The sequence below is a fragment of the Bartonella sp. TS25HLJMH genome, from assembly GCF_042193505.1.
Classification (GTDB): domain Bacteria; phylum Pseudomonadota; class Alphaproteobacteria; order Rhizobiales; family Rhizobiaceae; genus Bartonella; species Bartonella grahamii.
In genome coordinates this window covers 138,171-159,683 of sequence record NZ_JBHILV010000003.1, presented here as the reverse complement: position 1 = coordinate 159,683, position 21,513 = coordinate 138,171, and the positions used below count along the sequence as shown (strand labels likewise).

Genomic DNA, 21,513 nt, shown 5'->3' with positions numbered 1-21,513 from the left:
GTCTCCTCTCAACTTTATGCCCATCAAGAGTGATATCTTCCATCACTCCTTCAACAACAACAATCTTGAGATGACCGTGCAGGCAGAGTAAAATAGGCTTAAAATTTGCCAACAGTTAGAGGAATTAGTGTCTAAAAAATTCTGCTAATGAGGTTTATTTTGCTTTTCCTTGACTTTTAAGCCACGCTAGCATGTCTGAATCCACACGCACAGTTAGCAACAGTTTTCGTTGGTTTATAGAATGGATTGAGAACGGCGTTTTTCCAGAACGCATCATTGAGTGACGAAATATCTCTATGATCAATTGTACTGTCCGGCATTACAGCCAGTTTATCAACTTCAACTCTCTGTTTATCTGTCAAAGGTGATAAGTTACCTACCTCAATTTCATAACGAACTTTCTTCTTTATAACGTTTCCTTTCTTTCAAGTTGGCTCGCCGTGCTGAAATAATACGGATTACCTCTATGCCATCTTTATCGTCATAGACAGTATGCGCTACGAATAGTAATAAAAAACCATCCATGAGTCCTAAAGCTTGCTAACCATATTCTCCGTTTTCAATACGGTTTTGTTTAGCTATGGAGAATGGATCCGAAAGAACACATGCAGCCATTTCAAAACTTACACGGTGCTTTCTAAGATTATTTTTTGTTTTAGCTTCATCCCATTCAAATCTTATTTTTATACCTTATATTAACACATTTATAAGGGTATTATGTACATCAAGAGTTTTAAATGAACACTGAATTATCGATGTTTTTGTACAATTAATATAATTTAATACTTTAAAAATTAGTGATTAATTAACTGAAAATATAAAAAATAATAAATAATCCTAAGGCGTTATGCATATAATATGCAAATCGAATAAAACTTACAAGCATGTTGAATAAAATGATATTAATTGACTATTTAGGGGTCTGCTCCTGAAAGCAAAAAATAAATTTTGGTGCCGAAATATTCAACTTTCATATGGCTACCTTTGAGAGCTATACAGATAAAAATACCAATAAAAAGTAAATAAAACAGAATGATATTCCGTGGTACTTTTTAATCCACATACATTTGGCAAAAATTGTTCTTCAGTACAGAACTACCCCTTTTTAAGAATGAATGAGAGGAGCGATTTTTTTAATGGTCAACGCTACAAAGGATGCAATCAGCACTTTCAAGAAACCACCAGCCAAAAAACCTAATGAACTTATTAAAACCGTCAGCAAAGGAACCTGAGTCATATAAGCTACCCATGGTATTCCAAAAGAATAAACTATCCCAATGCCGCCCACAGTATTTATCACAAATAATGTTATAAAATTTAACCGCTTCCAAAACAATTCTACCATTAAACCAATAAAAAATGCAGCAAATGGAAAACTAATCAGATAACCACTCGTAACTCCTGAAAACACACTAATTCCACCACGACCACCAGGCAATAGAGGTAACCCAATTGCAATAAGAATAAGGAAAAGAAGTGATGCTAAAGCTCCCCTTTTCGCTCCAATTATAGAACCTGCTAACATCGGAGCCATAGACTGAGCTGTAATAGGGACACCCAGCAAAAAAGGAAGATAAATAGGAGGGAAAAGACTCAAAACAGCGTAAATAGCGGCAAATAGAGCAATATAAACTAAATCTTTTGTATTCACTGAATTATTCCTTCACTATGGAAAAACTTTCGTTATTGTTGTATAATTAATAAAAAGTATCAGATTTATAAAAGTACACTTTAAATGCCTTAGATATAGAGAAAAATAATATAATAATTTATTTTAATAATATCACTTATATAGATCACATTAGATTCTACAATGTTTAATTACATCATAGATTACTATGGTTAAATTCAGTAAACTTATTGTGATACATTTATTTTAGCTTGTTCTTATTATGCTTTGAATGAATGAGAGGAACAGATCTTTTAATCGCGAGTGCAACAAAGGATGCAATCAACACTTTTAAACAATCGCCTATCAAAAAAACTGATGAAGCCATTAAAACCTTCAGTAAAGGAACCTGAGTCATATAAGCTGTCCATGGAACACCAAAAGAATAAACTATCCCAATGCCACCAACAGTATTTATCACAAATAATGTTATAAAATTTAACCGCTTCCAAAACAACTCTACCATTAAACCAATAAAAAATGCGGCAAATGGAAAACCTATTAAATAACCACTTGCAATCCCTGAAAATACACTGATTCCACCTCGACCACCAGGCAACAGAGGTAATCCAATCGCAACAAGAACAAGAAAAAGGAGTGATGCTAAAGCACCCCTTTTTGCCCCAAGAATAGACCCTGCTAGCATCGGTCCCATCGATTGAGCTGTAATAGGTACCCCTAGAAGAAAAGGAAGATAAATTGAAGGGAAAAGGCCCAAAATAGCATAAATAGCGGCAAATAAAGCAATATAAACTAAATCTTTTGTATTCATTTGATTCTTCTTTCACTATAAAAAACTTTGATTATTATGAGATGCTGTATCAATAGTATCAGAATCATAAGAACGCGCTTCCAATGCTTCAGCCACTTCTGAAGCCATTCTTATGGTTCGTATAATTAAAGGTATCGCAAGAGCGACAATGTTAGTATTAAGTCCCCGTGCTTGCTGTGCTTCATGTACCTCATTAAACTTTTCACTCAAAAGAGGAATAAACCTGATCGCCATAGAGATAACCATACTCACTTTTGATGGATTTATACCAAAACAGCAAAAAGGCTGAAGCCCGACTTCAATTGCATCCACCATATCTGAAACTTTTGTTGTAAATGAAATAAGTGATGATAAAGAAAAGAGGATAACAAGACGTAATATGACCTCAACCCCCGTAAGCCAACCGCTAAAAATAGTTTGAAATACAAATAGAAGGACTAAAAGCAATCCCATCGATTTAAATTGCTTTATCGCAGTTTTGAAAGAGACCTTGGCAACTTTATAGAATAAGATGACCAACAACAAAAACAACCCAAGAAGCGCTATGGAAGAAACCATTATTATAAAAGTTCCACACGCCGCAAGAAACAATAACTTAACTCTAGGACTTAACCTATGAATAAACGTATCCCTTGGAATATATAAACCGATCATGACATTCTTCTTATATACTCCTTGATAGCAACAAAAGGTACATCATCAATTGCTATCTCCCCCTTATCAAAAACCAGCACTCTATCAAACTTTTTCAAAAACTCCAAATCATGCGATACAACTATTGCCGTTTGTGGTAATTCTTCTATCACTTGCGTAACGCGATGCTTATTTCGCAAATCAAGTAATGTCGTCGGCTCATCAAAAATAATGTAGTCCGGTTTCATTGCAACTACACCGGAAATAGCAACGAGTTGTTTTTGTCCACCACTTAATAAATGGACAGCGTGATTTCTGAAATCTTGAAGTTCATAGCGCTGTAAAATTTCATCTACACGCTCCTTAATTTCATCTTTATCAAGCTTTAAATTTTTGAGACCAAATGATAAGTCCTCTTCAACTAATGGTAAAACAATCTGATTATCGGGATTCTGAAATACAAATCCAACTTTACGCTTTACTGCTTTTGCATCGCGTTTGGTGTCAAGCCCATCAACGCTTACAAAACCGTGAGATGGTAATTGGAGTCCATTAATAAGACGAACAAATGTACTTTTTCCAGAACCATTTGCACCTATAACAGCAATTCGTTTTTCGGTAAGCTGTACAGTAATATTTCTTAAAACACACAAATCACCAAAAACTTGTGTTACCTCATCAAATTTTATAGTCCCCAAGATTTATTCCAATCAATCCCTTTTATTAGCTCTTCTCTCTCTATCGTTTCAGTTTATAACCTAAAAGTAATAATAAGCACCATAGAGGGATAATAATGACTGCCAAACTCATATCAGGCATCTGTACAGGAATATATGTTTCAAGAAAAGGCACGCTTATTCCTATCATATCAAAAAGTCGAGTCATCAATCCATTTTGCCCAAAACCACTGATAAACATAATACAAAATAATAAAGCAAGAAAGCAGAGACAAAGATAGTTAGCGTAAGGATATAAACCAAACGCATAAGTAAAGTTGCCTTTTCTGTTCTTATGTGCATTGCGAAATTTCAAATGAACAATAACAATAATAGCCCAAGTAATCACTGCTGCTGCAGTTGCAAGAGCCATGATCCGCATGAAACTATTATCAGGAACAAGAGCATTAACAACGACAATCAACACCGTACAGAATGATGAAAAAAGGATAGCAATATAAGGAACACGAGCAGCACTCAGTTTACTAAAAATATGTGGTGCATTTTTTTGTACAGCTAAACTATAAAGCATACGTCCATTAGAATAAATGCCACTATTATAAACAGAAATAGCAGCCATAATCACCACAAAATTCAAAATATGACCAGCAGCAGGAATTCCTATAGTCTCGAAAATTGTAACAAAAGGACTACCATTTTTTCCAATCATATTCCAAGGGCTGATTATCATAATAACGCTGATAGAACCAATATAAAAAATTATAATCCTCCACATAACTTGACGGATAGCCGCTGGAATTGTTTTTTGTGGATTAGATGCCTCTCCAGCAGCAATACCAATAAGCTCTGTTCCTCCAAAAGAAAACATTACTACAGAAGTCGCTAAAACAACCCCTACTGCTCCATAAGGGAAAAAACCACCATGGTCCCAAAGATAATGAATATTCGCTTGATTTTCCCCTAGTCCCGTGACAATGATAAAAATTCCAAAAATAATCATACCAATAACAGCAGCCACTTTGATCAAAGCGCAAGCAAATTCAAATTCTCCGTAAAAACGAACATTAAACAAGTTAATGAATGTAACAAATAAAAGAACAATGAAAGATGCCTTCCAATGATCAATCAAAATCCAATGATCAAGGTAAAACCCTATCACTGTAAGTTCAGCCATGCTCACAAGAATATAAAGAAACCAATAATTCCAACCTGTTATGAAACCAGCCAATCTCCCCCAATATTTATAAGCAAAAAAACTAAACGCTCCTGAAGACGGTTCTTCTACTGACATTTCACCAAGCATTCGCATAATGAAATACATAATAAGCCCGCCGGCAAGATAAGATAAAATGACTGAGGGACCAGCTAATTGAATTGCCTCGGTTGACCCATAAAAAAGTCCTGTCCCAATAACGCCACCCAAAGCAATCATTTGAATATGGCGATTTTGAAGGCTACGCTTCAATTCATTGTGTTTTTTTTCAAACATCATGCCTCATTACTTTTGTTGAGCCTAACCTCAACTTTTATCGAAAAATTAGGTAGCTTTTTCAAAAACACAAAACAAACGTAAAACTGCCCTTTTATCATAATGCAACTCATCATTTTTTTGTGCATTATACATATGCCCCGTTGAAGTTTTAAGAAAAAATATGCTCCACTATTTATTTAAATTAATGTCCTTCATTTTCGTTACACTAACCATTATAGCATTGGTCATTGATAACGCACACTCTGTAATCACATCACATTGGACGACAACCCCCTTTAATAAAATTTTAATAAACCTTCTGCAAACAGATGTCTATCACCTTAATCAATCTCTATGCAAGGTAATGCCTGATTTTCTGTTCTCAATTTGCATTACTCTCACTTATTTACCAGCATGGTCTATCTTTGGTGCTGTAGCAATAGTATTTTGTATCTTAAATTACGAAAAACAAAAACCTTTTCACAAAATATCATATACATATAATGAAGAATACATTTAATCTTGAAAAAGACTTCTAGAGCCCTTTGTACTATACACAACCGATATCGCTTAGAGCACCTCTCTCGATTAAAAAACTAAAAATCACTTGATCATCAGAATGGATTAAAACGCTTTATTATAAATATATGCGCTCACTTATGATTTATATAGATAACGATAACATCACTTCATTTGTATCAATTTAAAAAAATTAGCGAATAAATCTAACTCCCATCTATAGAAAACTCTATACAGAAAAAACTTAATATATTGAAGTTCGTAGTTTTTTATGGATGCTTCTTTATACTCTACAAAAACTTTTCTTAATTTTAGTACTAGAAATCACATATAAAAAACGTCTTCTAATATCAGTACTCCTTATAAAATTAGAACTTCTTGAAATTAATGAAGAAGCTTATAAAAATTATTCTACAAGTCTAACAAAATGCGTTAAATAAAAACCAATCTGTAAATAATCGCAATTGCAATAAAGAACATTTCGCAACTTCCTCCCGTTGTGATATCCACCCCATTATATCTAAAAAAATCCAAGAGACTATTAGCAGAAGAATTTTTAAGCACCTTCTCCCTATTGAGAAAATGCTAAAACAACAGCTTCAGTAACACTCTGTTCTTTTAAATCTGAAAATCGCCTCGCTAAAACATCAACTTTTTTAGATATCTCATCCAAACTTTTCCATTGATTAGTTACCTCTCGAGAAAGTTCCTCAATGAATTTTTCTTGGTAAGCTAGCTTCATTTCTAGTTCTATTAGGCGAGCTTCATCCGACATGATTCTTACTCCATCTTAAATAAAAAAACGTGATTAATTTTATTGATTCTCCCCCTTTTTCTTCCATAAAAATGAGAAGTAACTTTTCAACTAATTCTACTCATCTTATTTGCACATTATAAAGGGTTTATAATGATCTTTATTTTCCTAATCACTTATTCAACAAATTTCTTTCTTAAGAATCAAAAAATATTTTTATCTTTACTAAGTTATCTTGACACCATTTTCCATCCTAAAGATCTACATTCCCAGCGTCTTAATTTGGGTTCTATCGTAAATTGGAAAGCATTTATAGTATTACGATCAAAGAATACTGTCCTCTGACTTTTACATACTTCTCCTGCAAATTATTATCATATTTTATAAATTATTGAAAAAATGCATTCTTGCTTTTATACGTACTTTTAGCTATTACCCTCAAATTAGTTTTGTCTCATTCAAACCTATGCCGCATTAGCTCAGTTGGTAGAGCACATCATTCGTAATGATGGGGTCGCTGGTTCGAATCCGGCATGCGGCACCATATTTTCTTTTTATCATATTAGAACATATAGATTTTTTATTTAAGTAACCATTTTCAGACCACCTTTTGGACTACCTTCTACAGTTTATATAATTTTATCTAATTTGTTCTTATTTTTCTTTGGAGTGAAGGCTAAGATCTCTTTCTTTCTCCACCTCACTGCTCTCCCTAGCTTATATGGCTCCGGAAACAACCTCTGAAGCACCCAATTGCGAATCGTTGTTGTGGATACATTAAAAAGCTGTGCACACTCACGTGTTGTTACATATCTATATCCATCATCAAATATCATCTCATTACCTTTCTCTTTTTTGTTATGTAAATAGGCGGGGATGCTAGAAAGAGAAAGCCTCCTATATCTTCAAGCGGCTTTTGTTAAAATCTTTTGTATCTCTTGTGCTATTGCCTCTAAAAAGATTTCAATAGCTTGATTAATTTGTTTAAGACGCTTCTGGAAACGTAACCAATATAACACCAGACAAAGATAATATCATTGTCCCCGAACGCCCCACAAACGCCTCATATGAAAAAGACGAAAGTGTTATTCATATGGAAAAAAAATATCTGACAATGACGTCAGCGATCATAGCAGTTTTCTTATAGCTTTAGTGAAAGTCTTTTTTCTTGGGAAACAAGTTGAGAAGCAAAAGCAAACAAAGGAAGCTTTCAAGATAGCGACAACACGGCTTGAGGTAGAAAATGAAATTAATAAGAAAAATGATGCTGATGAGCGCACTAAGCTTTCTAACTGGTTGCGCGACGAATGAACGAACTTCTTGTATTGGATGGCTGCCAAGTTATTTGAATCGACAAGATATTAATATGATTAATCCAAATTCGGCGAGAGATATTTTAAAACATAACGAACAAGGTGAACGTCTATGTGGTTGGAGACATAAACGGAAAATAAAGTGATAAAAATACAATTCCTCTGAAACATTAATCAATGAAAAGATTTGAAAGAGGTGGATATATTCAGATTAAAAGTAAAAGAATTTAAAGGATAAAAATACTCTAGTGGTCGATTGGATTTAATTAGAGTGACGGAGATGTCTGAGTTGAAGCTAAAGGATTCAACAGGTTATATTTATATAAAATAATTGAGTATATTGATGTATTCTAAGGGCATCTTTGTTATCCTATCAAAGAAGATGAGAAAAGATTTTATGGATTGCACTGCTATCGTCGTTCAAAAAACTGATGATACACAATGTTCTGGCTTCAACAAAAATAATATCTCGTGTTTGGCATGCTTAAGAAAAGCAATCCACAGGATTGTATAATGAATAATGGACGGCTTTTATGTGATTTGTGAATGACGTTATTTCAGCTTTCTAATTGTAATAATGATATTGAAGATAAGGTAAATAGTTTCGCACTGTATCTGCTTTTTCATGCTAAAGTGGCGCGAAAACATTGTGAGTGATATTGGCTGTTAATTTTTCTATAGGTAAATTCCCTATGTGGAAAATAACATGCAACTCTAGTGGAGAAAACCAACGACCATTTTTACCTTCATTTTTCAACTCTGCTTTTTTACTTTCAAAAGCCGCCAGCGCAATTTCTTGAAAAATATTGCTTTGCTGTTTTAAGACAAGCTGTTCCTGAAATAAAATGGGATCATTACCTTCTTTTTAAATATCACTGTAATATCTTGCAAACTCATATGCTGCTTTTAGAGAAAGTTTGTAACAGAACCGTGCCTTTCACGGTGTTTATTGTGATGTGTATAACGGAAAAATTAAGAGCGCGTATTATCTTTTCGAACATTCAACCACAATCTTACTTCATCACAATATTTACCTTGAGAAGATACTTTTACAAAAGATGCTCATAATCTATAAATCACCCTTACCTAATTCACCTTCTCGCTCATCCTTCTATGCATTGCCTGCCCACCTTTTAAACCATTTTAAATTTTTGATATAGAATTTTTTCTTGAATCATAAAATGATCTGTACCAATCTTACCTTTATGCATCTTTATACACTTTGATTCTTGTTTCCAAAGCCTAGTCTGCCAGCATATCACGCTGTTTTTTATATTTAATATATATTTTTAGATTTATTCGTAACTTGTTAAAAAAGTTTCTATATTTTGATAGCAAATCTTCTATCAGTTTACTTTTTTCAAAAGATTCTGAAAGGATTCTCAAAAAGTCTGCAAAGTTAAAGACTCTTTAGTGCGTATTGTTTCTTTTTTAGAAATCAAAATTGGTGATGCTCCATTCCTTACCAGAAATTGTATTATTTGAAGAGCAATCTATATTAAGATGGTGTAATCTCTTTTATGAAGTTAACTAAAGTTTTTCGAATTTCTAGCATATTGTTTAAAGACAAAAGAAACCTCCCTTTTATTTATGCAAACAGCTTAGACATCGGCTGATAATCCTCCCGCTTATAAAAATCCTTTCTGGAATAACCTTCAGAACCACAATCAAAGTAGTGAAAGATAAAACAATGTTTTTAGATGATCATAACGCACAATAAAATCAGACCAGTTTAAATGTTCAATGCTAACACCTGCTAAACAGAGGCAAATAAGTTTTAGCACGCCTTCAAATTGGAAAGACTTAAACCCCACGCGCTACGACGGATTTCAACTCTCATCGTACGATTTACCTTCCCTCTAAAACTTAATCGCTGTAAATATAAAAACCTTGAAGCCCGTTCTAAATCCGTGAGAGTTGCTGGGTCTTGCTGTATAAACGTTGAAACTCCTCACAGCTACTCATCTGAAATGCTAACATTTTTCATAAAAGGACGATAGTGGCGTTGTAACATCCCCAAAAAGTTTACGACATCACCTGAGAGATTATTGCTGATTTCAGGGGATAGAATCAATTTCTTCTCAAAGAAAACCCCATCCATACCAACAAAAAAATTTAGTCTACATGCTATGAGGAATGTCCTCAATAATTTTGATAATTTTTTAGTCAAATTTCTTTTGTTGCCAATATCAGCAGCAACTGGTGTGGAATTAACAGAACTATAATTTTTTATCTTAAAATGTATCCATCATTTTTTACATTCTTTCATCTATCTTAGCCTTCTTTTCACAGCTTCAAATGATAAAAAGTAACTGAAATGTTAAGTTGTCTTACATCGAACAAATTTCTCGCAAACTATCCCTATTTGCTAGATGACAACACATCCTCTATTTAAAGAAAGAAAAACTTTTCTTTTTTATTCAGCGATAAAGTAAATATTATCCAATTACTTATGAGAGTAATTGGATCAAATGGAAACTGTAATTTTTTCCACTCTGAGTAATCCTCTACCCGTTTATATAGATTTAGGAAAGCGCGCTGTTATGAATATTCATAAAAATGCTTCAAAAATTGATATCAGCAAAACTCTTGTTTAAAAAGGAAAAGATGTTCTCTTACTTGCTACTGAAGAACCTGTTCAAATTTGTCTTGATATTGCTTTAGAGCTTCAAAAAACATAAAGTTATCCCAACGCTTACAAGTGTGCCAACAATTCAACTTTGAGATAATATATCTGTGCTAGAGTTATGCCAATCTCACCAATCTGTTTTTATCTGTGAAGAGCATAGTATTAATGGAGAAGCCTAGAGATGCAATTGTTAAATCGCTTATAAAACAAAACATTCTATGCCAATTTGTATCATTAGGAATACCAAATGACCCCATCTGTAATAAAAACAAACTGGATTTTTTAACAAATTATGAAATCAGTAGAGAAAGCATAAACAGTGTTAACAATGATATACTATACAAAAAAGATTCAACTGCTTCCTAATATGTTCGCCAGTTAAAAACATCATAACTCATTGAGGATACAAGAAAGTAAGAAAGAAAAGCACATTAATTTACGAAGTCTTTCTCTCAGTAAACGAGCTTTTTTAAAGATAGTATGGATATTTTTTCCATTGCTTAAAAATGTACTCCATAAAAACAATATCATATCCATATAATATATTATCCAATAAACTTAATATAAAATAATATATAGATTATAGAAATATTATTTATTAGATCCATTTTTTATTATAATTATAGATTACAATAAATACATATTGACATTTTTAATAATTTTATTTATATACCATAATTAATATCATTCTATATTAGAATAATATTAATTGAAGTTTATAAATTTACGTTTTGTGCTAATATGAAAAATAAGTAATTAACATATTATATTTTTATATATAGGAGGGAAAAATGCTCACAGCATTATTTATAGCTATTTTTTCTATATCAACAGTTGTTTTACCTTTAATATCAGCGCTTGTTCCTTTTTATCCGTAGAATGGGCTTTTAATAAAGTAAGTAAAAGATGTGTGAAATGTTATTAGTGTTTTTTGTGTGTTTATTATTATTAAGATTTTTACGTTAATATTATTGTAATTACTGAGTATTTTCTGTGATTTTATAGAGGAGCTTTTTGATCTTTTCTATTTAACTTTAACGGTCAATATATTTGTAAAATATATAATTATGCTCCTCTATAAAAAGACTTTCTTTTTCTGAAAGCAGTATAACATATTGCTTTCATTTCTTAAAAACATCCATATTTACTAAACTCTTGCGTGTAATATCTTTGATTGTCTGAGTACCGGTCAGCGTCATAGCTACCCGCATTTCATTGGAAAAAAGATCAAGGAGATGCATAACACCTTTCTTACCTGCTGCTGCAAGCGCATAAACAAAAGCACGGCCAATCATAACAGCATCCGCACCTTGTGCTATCATGCGTACAACATCAAGACCAGAACGAACACCTGAATCCGCTAAAATAGTCAAATGATCCTTTACAGCATTCGCAATTGCAGGCAACACTCGTGTTGTTGACAATACACCATCAAGCTGACGTCCGCCGTGATTAGAAACAACAATACCATCCGCACCAAATTTTACTGCTTCTCGTGCATCTTCTGGATCAAGAATACCTTTCAAAATCATTTTTCCTTTCCAAAAATCGCGAATCCATTGTAGATCATGCCAACCAATTGATGGATCAAAATTTGCACCAAGCCAACCAACGTAATCATCCAATGCAATTTTCTTTTTGAAATAAGTGGAGACATTTCCAAGGTCATGGGGGCGCCCCATAATACCAACGTTCCAAGCCCAATATGGATGAGTAAACGCTTGTAAAAAACGACGTAATCCAGCATAAGGGCCAGACATCCCCGAATGCGCATCACGATAACGTGCACCAGGAACTGGCATATCAACTGTAAAAACCAACGTGCGTACACCAGCTAACCAAGCCCGTTCTAGTGCATCACGCATGAAACCGCGATCTTTGAGAACATAAAGTTGAAACCAAAATGCACCTCCAACCGCTTCTTGCACTTCCGAAATGGGACAAACTGAAACAGAGGATAGAGTAAAAGGAATCCCTTTTGCCGCTGCGGCACGCGCTGCTTTGACCTCTCCACGACGTGCATACATGCCCGTTAGCCCAACAGGTGCAAGTACAATCGGTAAATCAAGTGTCTGATCAAAAAGCTTGATTGAAAGATCAACTTCACCAACTTGCCTTAGAATCCTTTGACGCAGTGCAAGAACTTGAAGATCTGTACAGTTACGTCGCATCGTTTCTTCAGCATAAGCCCCACCATCAATATAGTGAAAAAGAAAGGGAGGAAGACGACGCTTTGCTGCCTTACGATAATCAAGTGTTGAAGAAATAATCATTGATGGCACCATTTTTCCTAAATGAAAAGAGAAGACATCCTAAAACGCATAAAAGCGAATCCGTGTACCTGCCTATTCGATATTCTCCTAAAACGCTCTATTGAATAGATAGAACTAACAGAGATTGCAACTTTCTAAAAAAACTAATTGATAAAAACAATGTCTTTATTTCTCCTATCCAAATTTAAAATCTCACAGTATGGGGTATCATTAATAATGTACTCACTCATATATTGTTCATGTGCAATTGAAATGTTATACTTTCTTTAAACGAATACCTCTTCGAAAGCGATTGCTCCGCAGCTTAATTAGTTATAATTTAAAGTTGTTTTTCCCTCAAAAGGTCCTTACATTATCGGTTATAAAAATATAGATCCTATAGTCATTAACTATAAACCATAATCTCCCCTAAAAGTTGAAAAATCCTTTATTAATACTGGAAATAAAGTTGTCGCATACATCCAGAAATCTTCTTATATCAATACTCAAAATTGAGACCTGTTACTTACTCATGAAAGTTTATAAAAATATAGAGTGCCTAATTCACATAAAGCATAAAAAATTTTTAATGTTCATACTAATAGAAGCTCTCCATATTGAATTGAATAATTTTCTAGCAATATTATATCTTGAGGCTATAAATGCGTTACTAAAATTAGAACAATGTTTATTAAAAAATTGTTACTAAACTGTAATGCAAAACTTATTTATTGGCTCTTAAAGATAATTTTTATACGAAATAAAACATACTGGTCATTTAAGCTCTAGAAAAATGGAGTCAATAGCAGCATTCAAGCTCGCATGTTTACTTTAAAAGCAAATACGCTACTGTTATATTGAATTTTAGTAACTTATTGATTTATTATAATAATAAGTACGAATAACATATTAAATATAGTAAAATTCGTTCATTTTAGATTTTTTCATGATGAAATAATCAAAACTATTCTTTTGCACATCATAAACGAAGTTCGTATAAATATAACCTCTTGAAAAAAAGAAGTAAAAATGCCTCTCATATCCTCTCAAATGCAAGGGATGCGATAACTTTGGAAACTAAAAATAGAATGAATAGCGCCGGTTTTGCGAAGAATAAATTTTTCTTTTATCCAAAATACACTTTCTGCATACATGTTATCAAAATTCGTAGTTTCCAACTCATTTAAAATGCTTAGACAACTTTAAACCCTGTGCTTGATAATGTGATCCAACATCATGTCCATAAAGGGTTGATGGTCGATTAAGCATATGCTCATAGACCAAACGGCCAATCATTTGACCATGCTCTAAGATAAAAGGAACTTCATGGCTCCGCACTTCTAAAACCGCTCTTGCTCCTTTTCCACCCGCTTCCATATGCCCAAATCCTGGATCAAAAAAGCCTGCATAATGCACCCTAAACTCACCAACTAAAGGATCAAAAGGAGTCATTTCTGCTGCATAAAGCGGAGGCACATGAACAGACTCTCGTGAAACTAAAATGTAAAACTCATCAGGATCAAGAACCAACTCCCTTTGACCACGATCAAAAAGAGGTTCCCAAAAATCTAAAACGTGGGCAACAGCACGTTTATCAATATCAATAACACTTGTATGATGTTTACCACGATAACCTATAAGCCCGTTTTCGTCTCCCTTTAAATTAATGGAAAGACCAATACCACCAACGCTAATATTAGGAAGATCCTCCGATATCAGTGTTTCTTGCTTTTGCAAAGTGTGCAACTCAATTTCATTTAAATAACTTTGCCCTTTTCTAAACCGAAGCTGTGATAAATATGAGCCTTTATGCACCAAAATTGGAAATGTGCGTGGACTAATTTCCAAATAAAGTGGACCATGATAACCAGCACAAATTTTATCAAACTCCTGAGCATTATCCGTAATGACACGCGTAAAAATATCTAATCGGCCTGTAGAACTTTTGGGATTGGCAACACCAGATAAAAATTCTGGTAAAGCTAAACTTTCCAAAAGAGGAACAATATAAACACACCCCGTTTCCAAAACGGCTCCGTCTCGTAAATCAAACTCATGCAACTTTAACCGTTCAAGCTTATCCAAAACTTTTGTATTAGGGCCCGGCATAAAAGAAGCACGTATACGATAAGCTTTCTCCCCTAAACGAAGATCAAGGCTTGCTGGTTGTATTTGAAATCTATCAAATGGATACTGAGCCTTGAGAAAGTTATTCTCAATCAAAGCTTGTATATCACTATCTGCTAAAATACCGCTTATACGCGCCATATATATTGCCTTCCCTTTTTACATTGTTTCTTTTTTGACCTAGATGATAAATTGGTGCAAGCTATTTTAAGGTGATAAAAACTATTTTTTCTGTTTTTTCCAACCGATTTGTTAACATAAAATAAAATACTTCGAATGATGAAGAACTCTTTTCTTCTCTCTAAAAGTAAAATAGGAGGTATTGTAAAAATAATACCTTCCATACTCTCTTATTCTTGAATGTCGCGCAAATGATGTTATCATAATTTTCTATAGAAGCCTTAAGATTCCTGTTAGAATTTATTATGATTATACGCCATCTTAGCGAAAATATTATTAATCAAATCGCCGCTGGTGAAGTTATTGAACGACCAGCAAATGTTGTTAAAGAACTTGTTGAAAACGCTATTGATGCTGGTGCAACACGCATCGAAATTATTACAGCAAATGGTGGAAAAAATTTTATAAAGGTGAGTGATAATGGTTATGGAATTCCTGCAGATCAGTTAACTTTAGCAGTTTCTCGCCATTGTACCTCAAAGATTACCAATGACGTACACAATATCTGCTTCCTTGGGTTTAGAGGAGAAGCCCTCCCCTCTATTGGTTCTGTTGCTAAACTTAAACTCATTTCACGAACAAAAGATGCTGAGAGCGCTGCTGAAATTTCCGTTACTGCAGGAAAAATTGTAGGACCCAAACCAGCTGCTGCAAACCTTGGAACAATTGTTGAAGTTCGTGATCTTTTCTTTGTCACGCCGGCACGATTAAAATTTATGAAAACTGATCGGGCTGAAACAAATGCTATTAGCGATATGATTAAGCGAATTGCTATCGCATTTCCACATATCCGCTTTTCTCTTTCAGGACTAGACAGAACATCTATGGAACTGTCCGCTACAGAAAATAATATTCAAGGTCAATTACAACGTATTACGCAAATTATGGGAAAAGAATTCGCCCCTAATAGCATTGCACTGAATGCTGAACGCGAAGCAGTGCGCTTAACGGGTTTTGCCTGTTTGCCATCTTTCAACCGAAATAACAGCCTTCATCAATTTGCTTATGTTAATGGGCGTCCCCTGCGTGATAAATTTCTATGGGGCGCTATCCGAGGCGCTTATGCTGACGTCATGACACGAGATCGTTATCCTGTCGCTATTCTTTTTATTGATCTCCCACCTGCTGAGGTAGATGTTAATGTACATCCAGCCAAAGCTGATGTACGATTCCGTGATCCAGGATTAATTCGTGGTTTGATCGTTGGAGCTATTCGTGAAGCATTACAGCAATCCGGTATTCGTCCTACTTCAACCCGTTCTGAAGCAACGCTAGCTGCATTTCAAATACAAAAACCATTGGCACAACAACCGTTAGGCAATTTTAAGAATACGCACCAGTCCTCTTCTTATAGCCCACAGCCTCATCATTTTGCCACCGCTTCAATGGTTCACAAACCATTGGATATTACTAGTTCTTCTGGTTTAAAAGAAGATGCTACTCCTATTATGGAGGGCTTAAATATACCAAGTGGGGATGCATACATTCCAAACACTACATCTTCATCAGAAGAGTTATCTTATCCATTAGGAGCGGCCAGAGCACAAATCCATAAAAACTATATTATTGCCCAAACACAAGATAGTTTGATCATTGTCGATCAGCATGCAGCTCACGAACGATTGGTTTATGAAGCACTCAAAAATGCACTTTATTCCAAACCGCTTCCTTCACAGTTATTACTTATTCCTGAAATTGTAGAACTCTCTGAAGAGGATGCAACATGCCTTTTAACCCATAAAGATGCTTTGCAAAAATTTGGATTAGGAATAGAACCATTTGGACCAGGAGCAATTGTTGTGCGTGAAACACCTTCCATGTTAGGAGAGATCAACGTCCAAGCCCTTATTAAAGATCTCGCAGATGAAGCCGCTGAGTATGATACAACAAACAATTTAAAAGCAATGCTTGATTATGTTGCAGCTACGATGGCTTGTCACGGTTCAATACGGTCAGGGCGCCTTTTACGCCCCGAAGAAATGAACACACTGTTGCGACAAATGGAGGCAATACCCAATACAAGTACATGTAATCATGGACGCCCTACTTATATTGAACTTAAATTGGCAGATATAGAACGGCTTTTTGGCAGAAAATAAACTCTTAACCAGTTTTGACAAGAAAAATATTTTTAAATTAACTCTCGACTTTATAATATATCTTATGGCACTTTTCTTAAATCTCTTGTATCAGTAAAAAGGAGTTATAATGTTTTCCGATAGTGAACGCGAAGCAAAAATTCATTATTCTAATAATGGATATGACATTATAGAATATGGTTCCTATACCATTTGTGCTGTCAGCGGACAAAAAATCCCTATAGATGATTTGAAATATTGGAATCATCACCGTCAAGAAGCATATGCTAGTTGTGAAATCTCCTATCAGCGCGAACTTGAGTGCAACCCATATCTCAAGCAATTGTTAAAAACAAAAGAAAAATAAACCCTCGAAAGCTATAAATTTAGCCTTTACCTTTTAGATAAGAAAACTCAAGGGAACGTTTTCTAAAGCGGGTCATGACCTCCTCAAGGACTATACGACAGAAATCTTTCTGAACAAAATCAACATTCACATCAAAGACAATAAGATTTTTCAAATCTTTTTGCGTGTGAATTGTCTGTATACGGATATAATCTTTAGCTGTTGTTGCTAGCCATAAATTGTGCATTTTAGCCTTTTGTATAAGGCTTTTTAAATTTTCATCTGTGAAAAAATAGTGGTCTGGATACATGTAAGTTTGCACCACATGACCAGACAATTCTTTAATAGATTTAAAAAATTTATCTGGATTGCCAATACCGGCAAATGCCAAAAATGATTTTCCTGAAACCTCATCAGAGGCACTGGCTTTAAGATGAGCACGATATAAAGGCTTTCCAGTACGAGAAATAAGAAAAGCAACATTATCAGGCGCATCGGAGTGACCAATCAATAAAACACTATCCATAAAAGAAAACTGCGTTTTTAATGGTACACGCAAAGGTCCTGCTGGAAAGACAGCTCCATTACCGAAACCGCGCATCGCATCAACAACGAGTAACGTATAATCCATATAAAGACGGCGACTTTGAAATCCATCATCCATTAAAATAAGATTACATCCCTCTTGCTTAAGCCTTTGTGCCGCTGCATAACGATTAGGTGATACAGCTACAAAAGCATGCCGTGCAAGTAAAAGTGCTTCATCTCCAACATTGTGTGGAGTATCATATTTCTCATTTACAAGATGTACCCCTTTAACTGATCCACCATAACCACGTGATACAACACCAGGTACGAAACCAAGTTCTTTAGCCACTTTGGTAAAAGCAATAACAACCGGCGTTTTACCCGCACCGCCACATGTAAAATTTCCAATACACAAAACTGGCAGGTCAATCACGGGGGGCTGTCTTGCCATAAAACAACTTGAAAAATAACCATACCCCCATGAAACTGGAGCTAATACAAAACGCAAAAAGCTTTTATTTTTCCACCAAAAATGGGGGGCGCTAATATGCATATCTACCCTGACGCTGACGTAAACCTGTTTGTATTACAAGGGGTTGTAAAAATGGATCTAAAATCTTTAATGTGCGCTCAAGTGCACCTGCCATATCTGTCGCCACTTCATGAGCCTTATCAACCATTTCTTGTCGCAATGTTTCATTTGTTAAAAGCTTATACACCTGAATAGCAAGCTGTTTTGTATCTTGAACCATATATGCTGCATCATGCGTTAAAAATTTTTCGAACATCTCTTGAAAATTTGAAACATGGGGTCCTGTCAAAATAGCGGAACCAAGCAAAGCCAATTCCAATGGATTGTGTCCACCATTTCCACATAACGACTTACCAACGAAAGAAACTTTCGATAAGCGAAGGAAAAGCCCCATTTCTCCAATTGTATCTCCCCATAAAATATCGGTATTCATGTTTGGAACAGCATCTCTACTCCTACGAATAAAACGTAATCCCTTATTGTCGCATTTTCTGATAAGATCTTCTGAACGTTCAGGATGACGAGGCACAATAATTGTTAATAAATCTGGTAAATAATTTTTAACAATCTTATGGACCTCAAAAGCAATCTCCTCTTCCCCTTCATGCGTTGAAACAGCTGCCCAAACTGGGCGATTGCCGATAGCATTACGATAACGTGCAAGCAATGCTTGATTTTCAACCAGAAAAACATCAGCCTTGAGATTACCAGAAAACGTAACAGATTTTACGCCAAGTGTATGGTAATAAGCTACATCTCTTTCGTTTTGACCAATCGCCAAATCAATATCCTTAAAAATATGTTTGGCAAGAACGCGTCGTTTTTGCCAAGCTTTAAAAGAATGTTCAGACATATGGGCATTAACCAAAATCTGCGGAATACGCATTTTTGCAAGTTCTTTAATACGAAGAGGCCAAATTTCTGATTCACAAATCAAAGCGAGATCAGGCTTCCAATGACTAATAAAACGGCGCACTGCAAAATCTAAATCCAAAGGAGCATATTGATGAATCAACCTATTACCAAAATGTTTTTTCACAAGAGTAGAAGATGTTACAGTCCCAGTTGTCATTAACACATTGATTTTCAATGATAAAATATAATTTACAAGTGGGACAAGTGCAAGTGTTTCTCCAACACTTGCTGCATGCAACCAAACTAACGAACCTTGGGGGCGTACATGAGAACTTTTACCTAAACGCTCTTTTTTGCGACACCACTCTTCTTTTCCACGAAGAGCACGAAAGAACAAATAAAAAGGAATAACAGGACATAAGCAAAAACCAATCATCCGATAGCTTAAAAGAGCCGTATGTGCCTTTAATTCTACCATTTAAATCACCTCATCCAGCTACTTTAAGATATCTATATGCTTATTTTGTTAAAAAATTCATCAACACTATTGGTTACATCCATATTTTTTTAATATCATCCATATCTTGAACAAAAAACGCTTCACCCATGAGAAAATTCAACACATAAAGGACAAAAAACGTAATTTTATCGCCATATTTTTTTTAATTTTCCTATAAAGATAGCATATACACATTATTTAAATCTCTTTTAATGAAATTTTGTCACTTATATCGATTTTATCACTTCATTCTGCACCCTATAAAAAATCTTACTTAAAAAATAACAAAGCCACATTTCAGTCGATTATAATTTTGAAAATATAAATGATAAATATCATACAACCTATAACATAGATTGTATCAATTTTTTTCAGCTCACTGAATAAATACTTCTTATGATTTTAGTAAAACTTTGAATTTTGCACGTTGGTATTTTAGAGAAAAAACTTATTTTTACATATATTATGTATTATCAATTTTTCAAAAAATAATCCATATAAATATTATAACCTATATAAATACAACAAATAAAATATGTTTAAAAGAAAGCCCAATCTCTATGATTTCATTTCAATAAAATGAATATGTAAAACTAATCTTAAAAAAACTTTTGAACGGTATAAAGTTCTCATTTTAAATTGTGATATAATCTCTTAAAGATAACCCAAAAAAATCCAATCTTGTTTAATAAAAAATTTCTTAAAAATCTTAAAGCAATTTAAATAAGAGTTTTCAAAATTTTAAATCCTCTCTTTCCAGGAGATCGCATGGTATATTATTCCTTTTAATATTGTATATAATCAACACAAAATGATTAATTTATAGATTGTAGTGTTAAACGAGTACTCAAGAAACCCTTATGAGGTAAGTTAACTTCATCAATCTATTCAGTTTATCTAAATTTCTAATTTTGATAAGTTTCTAGCGACTTTCATGGTTTCTAAGCTTATAATTATAATTTGTTGGAAAAATTCCAATGGATAAGTAGGGAGTGCTAATAATCTCAACGGAGTAGTAATTAATATCATTAATAATGCTACTCTTTTTATTAATCTTAACGTATTAATGTCTCATACCCCATTCAAAAGCAGAGTGACTATTCACAATATAATCATAAACTTCGAGTGATAGCTGTCATGATAATATTGCTGTTGTAAATAGGTTAATAGAACTGTCTTGCATTTCTATTAAGTGTAAAGATGGTGATGCAACAATGGATTTTATACCCTGAACGGACACCATTATGAAATGTGCTTGGGTGCCTTGAGAGATGTTTCCTTAAGAAAACATATGAATTTTAAACAACAAGCATATTCTTTTTTACGTCGTTCTATTTTACCCAAAAAACGTACCTATGAAAAGGACGGCTAAACAAAAGCGTGAAGCAATCTACAGGCTATAATGACCAGATATTCAAGCTTTATTCTGCATCGCCTAACTCAGCATCAAGAAACTGATGCAAATCTACAATGTAATAACGTTGTAATGCATTATCTACACTGCTTTGTGCTTTTGCCTGCCACGCTTCTTGAGCGGATTGATAATCTGAGAAAATACCAACCACATCTAAATCATCAGGATTCTTAAATTGGTTACTGTTAAGGTTTTTTAATTCCCCACCAAATACAAGATGTAAATATTGTTTTTTTTCGTTGATTTCAGTCATATGTGCCTCCAT

15 protein-coding genes, 1 tRNA gene and 2 pseudogenes are annotated in these 21,513 nt (G+C 34.2%); 5 read left to right on the top strand and 13 right to left on the bottom strand.

Annotated elements, in window-relative coordinates; all coding sequences use genetic code 11:
- Window positions 1-1,105 precede the first annotated feature (1,105 nt).
- The 6 genes from ACFINF_RS02815 to ACFINF_RS02790 form a co-directional block, all read right to left on the bottom strand.
- Window positions 1,106-1,651, bottom strand: coding sequence for a biotin transporter BioY (locus ACFINF_RS02815; protein ID WP_375619585.1), 546 nt, complete (start codon window positions 1,649-1,651; stop codon window positions 1,106-1,108).
- Between the two features lie 220 nt (window positions 1,652-1,871).
- Window positions 1,872-2,441 (bottom strand): biotin transporter BioY, encoded by a 570-nt coding sequence (locus tag ACFINF_RS02810; RefSeq protein WP_375619584.1) that lies wholly within the window; start codon window positions 2,439-2,441, stop codon window positions 1,872-1,874.
- A 15-nt stretch (window positions 2,442-2,456) separates the two neighbouring features.
- On the bottom strand, window positions 2,457-3,095 hold the full coding sequence (locus ACFINF_RS02805) for an energy-coupling factor transporter transmembrane component T family protein (RefSeq protein WP_375619583.1): 639 nt from the start codon (window positions 3,093-3,095) through the stop codon (window positions 2,457-2,459).
- Complete coding sequence (locus ACFINF_RS02800; protein WP_375619582.1) at window positions 3,092-3,772, bottom strand: energy-coupling factor ABC transporter ATP-binding protein; 681 nt, start codon at window positions 3,770-3,772, stop codon at window positions 3,092-3,094. Before ACFINF_RS02800 ends, ACFINF_RS02805 begins: the two co-directional genes overlap by 4 nt.
- A 40-nt stretch (window positions 3,773-3,812) precedes the next feature.
- The gene (locus tag ACFINF_RS02795) at window positions 3,813-5,240 is read right to left on the bottom strand and encodes an amino acid permease (protein ID WP_375619588.1); all 1,428 of its coding nucleotides are present in this window, start codon (window positions 5,238-5,240) and stop codon (window positions 3,813-3,815) included.
- Window positions 5,241-6,312: 1,072 nt separating this feature from the next.
- Window positions 6,313-6,516: a SlyX family protein gene (locus ACFINF_RS02790; RefSeq protein ID WP_375619581.1), complete on the bottom strand. Its 204-nt coding sequence runs from the start codon at window positions 6,514-6,516 to the stop codon at window positions 6,313-6,315.
- Between the two features lie 447 nt (window positions 6,517-6,963).
- Here ACFINF_RS02790 and ACFINF_RS02785 point away from each other — a divergent pair.
- Window positions 6,964-7,039 (top strand) — tRNA-Thr (locus ACFINF_RS02785).
- Between the two features lie 85 nt (window positions 7,040-7,124).
- On the opposite strand, the gene ACFINF_RS02780 is transcribed toward ACFINF_RS02785, so the two are convergent.
- Window positions 7,125-7,331: a helix-turn-helix transcriptional regulator gene (locus tag ACFINF_RS02780; protein WP_375619580.1), complete on the bottom strand. Its 207-nt coding sequence runs from the start codon at window positions 7,329-7,331 to the stop codon at window positions 7,125-7,127.
- A 257-nt stretch (window positions 7,332-7,588) separates the two neighbouring features.
- Between ACFINF_RS02780 and ACFINF_RS02775 the strand changes: the two are divergent.
- Window positions 7,589-7,806, top strand: a pseudogene (locus ACFINF_RS02775) (hypothetical protein).
- A gap of 633 nt (window positions 7,807-8,439) precedes the next feature.
- Here ACFINF_RS02775 and ACFINF_RS02770 read toward each other — a convergent pair.
- Window positions 8,440-8,888: pseudogene (locus tag ACFINF_RS02770) on the bottom strand (integrase); the annotation flags it as partial.
- 1,391 nt (window positions 8,889-10,279) lie between these two features.
- Here ACFINF_RS02770 and ACFINF_RS02765 point away from each other — a divergent pair.
- A complete protein-coding gene (locus ACFINF_RS02765) occupies window positions 10,280-10,405 on the top strand; it encodes a hypothetical protein (RefSeq protein WP_375619579.1) in 126 nt (41 codons plus the stop codon).
- A gap of 1,153 nt (window positions 10,406-11,558) precedes the next feature.
- Here ACFINF_RS02765 and lldD read toward each other — a convergent pair.
- Both lldD and ACFINF_RS02755 read right to left on the bottom strand, forming a co-directional pair.
- A complete protein-coding gene (gene lldD / locus ACFINF_RS02760) occupies window positions 11,559-12,710 on the bottom strand; it encodes an FMN-dependent L-lactate dehydrogenase LldD (RefSeq protein WP_375619578.1) in 1,152 nt (383 codons plus the stop codon).
- Between the two features lie 1,158 nt (window positions 12,711-13,868).
- Entirely contained in the window at window positions 13,869-14,957 is a 1,089-nt protein-coding gene (locus ACFINF_RS02755) for a 2'-deoxycytidine 5'-triphosphate deaminase (RefSeq protein ID WP_375619577.1), read from the bottom strand.
- A gap of 284 nt (window positions 14,958-15,241) precedes the next feature.
- Here ACFINF_RS02755 and mutL point away from each other — a divergent pair, with 284 nt between their 5' ends.
- Window positions 15,242-17,095 (top strand): DNA mismatch repair endonuclease MutL, encoded by a 1,854-nt coding sequence (mutL, locus tag ACFINF_RS02750; RefSeq protein WP_375619576.1) that lies wholly within the window; start codon window positions 15,242-15,244, stop codon window positions 17,093-17,095.
- 109 nt (window positions 17,096-17,204) lie between these two features.
- Window positions 17,205-17,441: a DUF2093 domain-containing protein gene (locus ACFINF_RS02745; protein ID WP_012754677.1), complete on the top strand. Its 237-nt coding sequence runs from the start codon at window positions 17,205-17,207 to the stop codon at window positions 17,439-17,441.
- A 19-nt stretch (window positions 17,442-17,460) separates the two neighbouring features.
- On the opposite strand, the gene lpxK is transcribed toward ACFINF_RS02745, so the two are convergent.
- The 3 genes from lpxK to ACFINF_RS02730 all read right to left on the bottom strand — a co-directional run bounded on the left by lpxK (window position 17,461) and on the right by ACFINF_RS02730 (window position 21,501).
- Window positions 17,461-18,501 carry a tetraacyldisaccharide 4'-kinase gene (gene lpxK / locus ACFINF_RS02740; RefSeq protein WP_375619575.1) on the bottom strand — a complete coding sequence of 347 codons (1,041 nt, stop codon included), beginning with the start codon at window positions 18,499-18,501 and terminating at the stop codon, window positions 17,461-17,463.
- Window positions 18,491-19,813: a lipid IV(A) 3-deoxy-D-manno-octulosonic acid transferase gene (gene waaA, locus ACFINF_RS02735; RefSeq protein WP_375619574.1), complete on the bottom strand. Its 1,323-nt coding sequence runs from the start codon at window positions 19,811-19,813 to the stop codon at window positions 18,491-18,493. Before waaA ends, lpxK begins: the two co-directional genes overlap by 11 nt.
- A gap of 1,442 nt (window positions 19,814-21,255) precedes the next feature.
- Entirely contained in the window at window positions 21,256-21,501 is a 246-nt protein-coding gene (locus ACFINF_RS02730) for a DUF4170 domain-containing protein (RefSeq protein WP_375619573.1), read from the bottom strand.
- Between the last annotated feature and the right edge of the window lie 12 nt (window positions 21,502-21,513).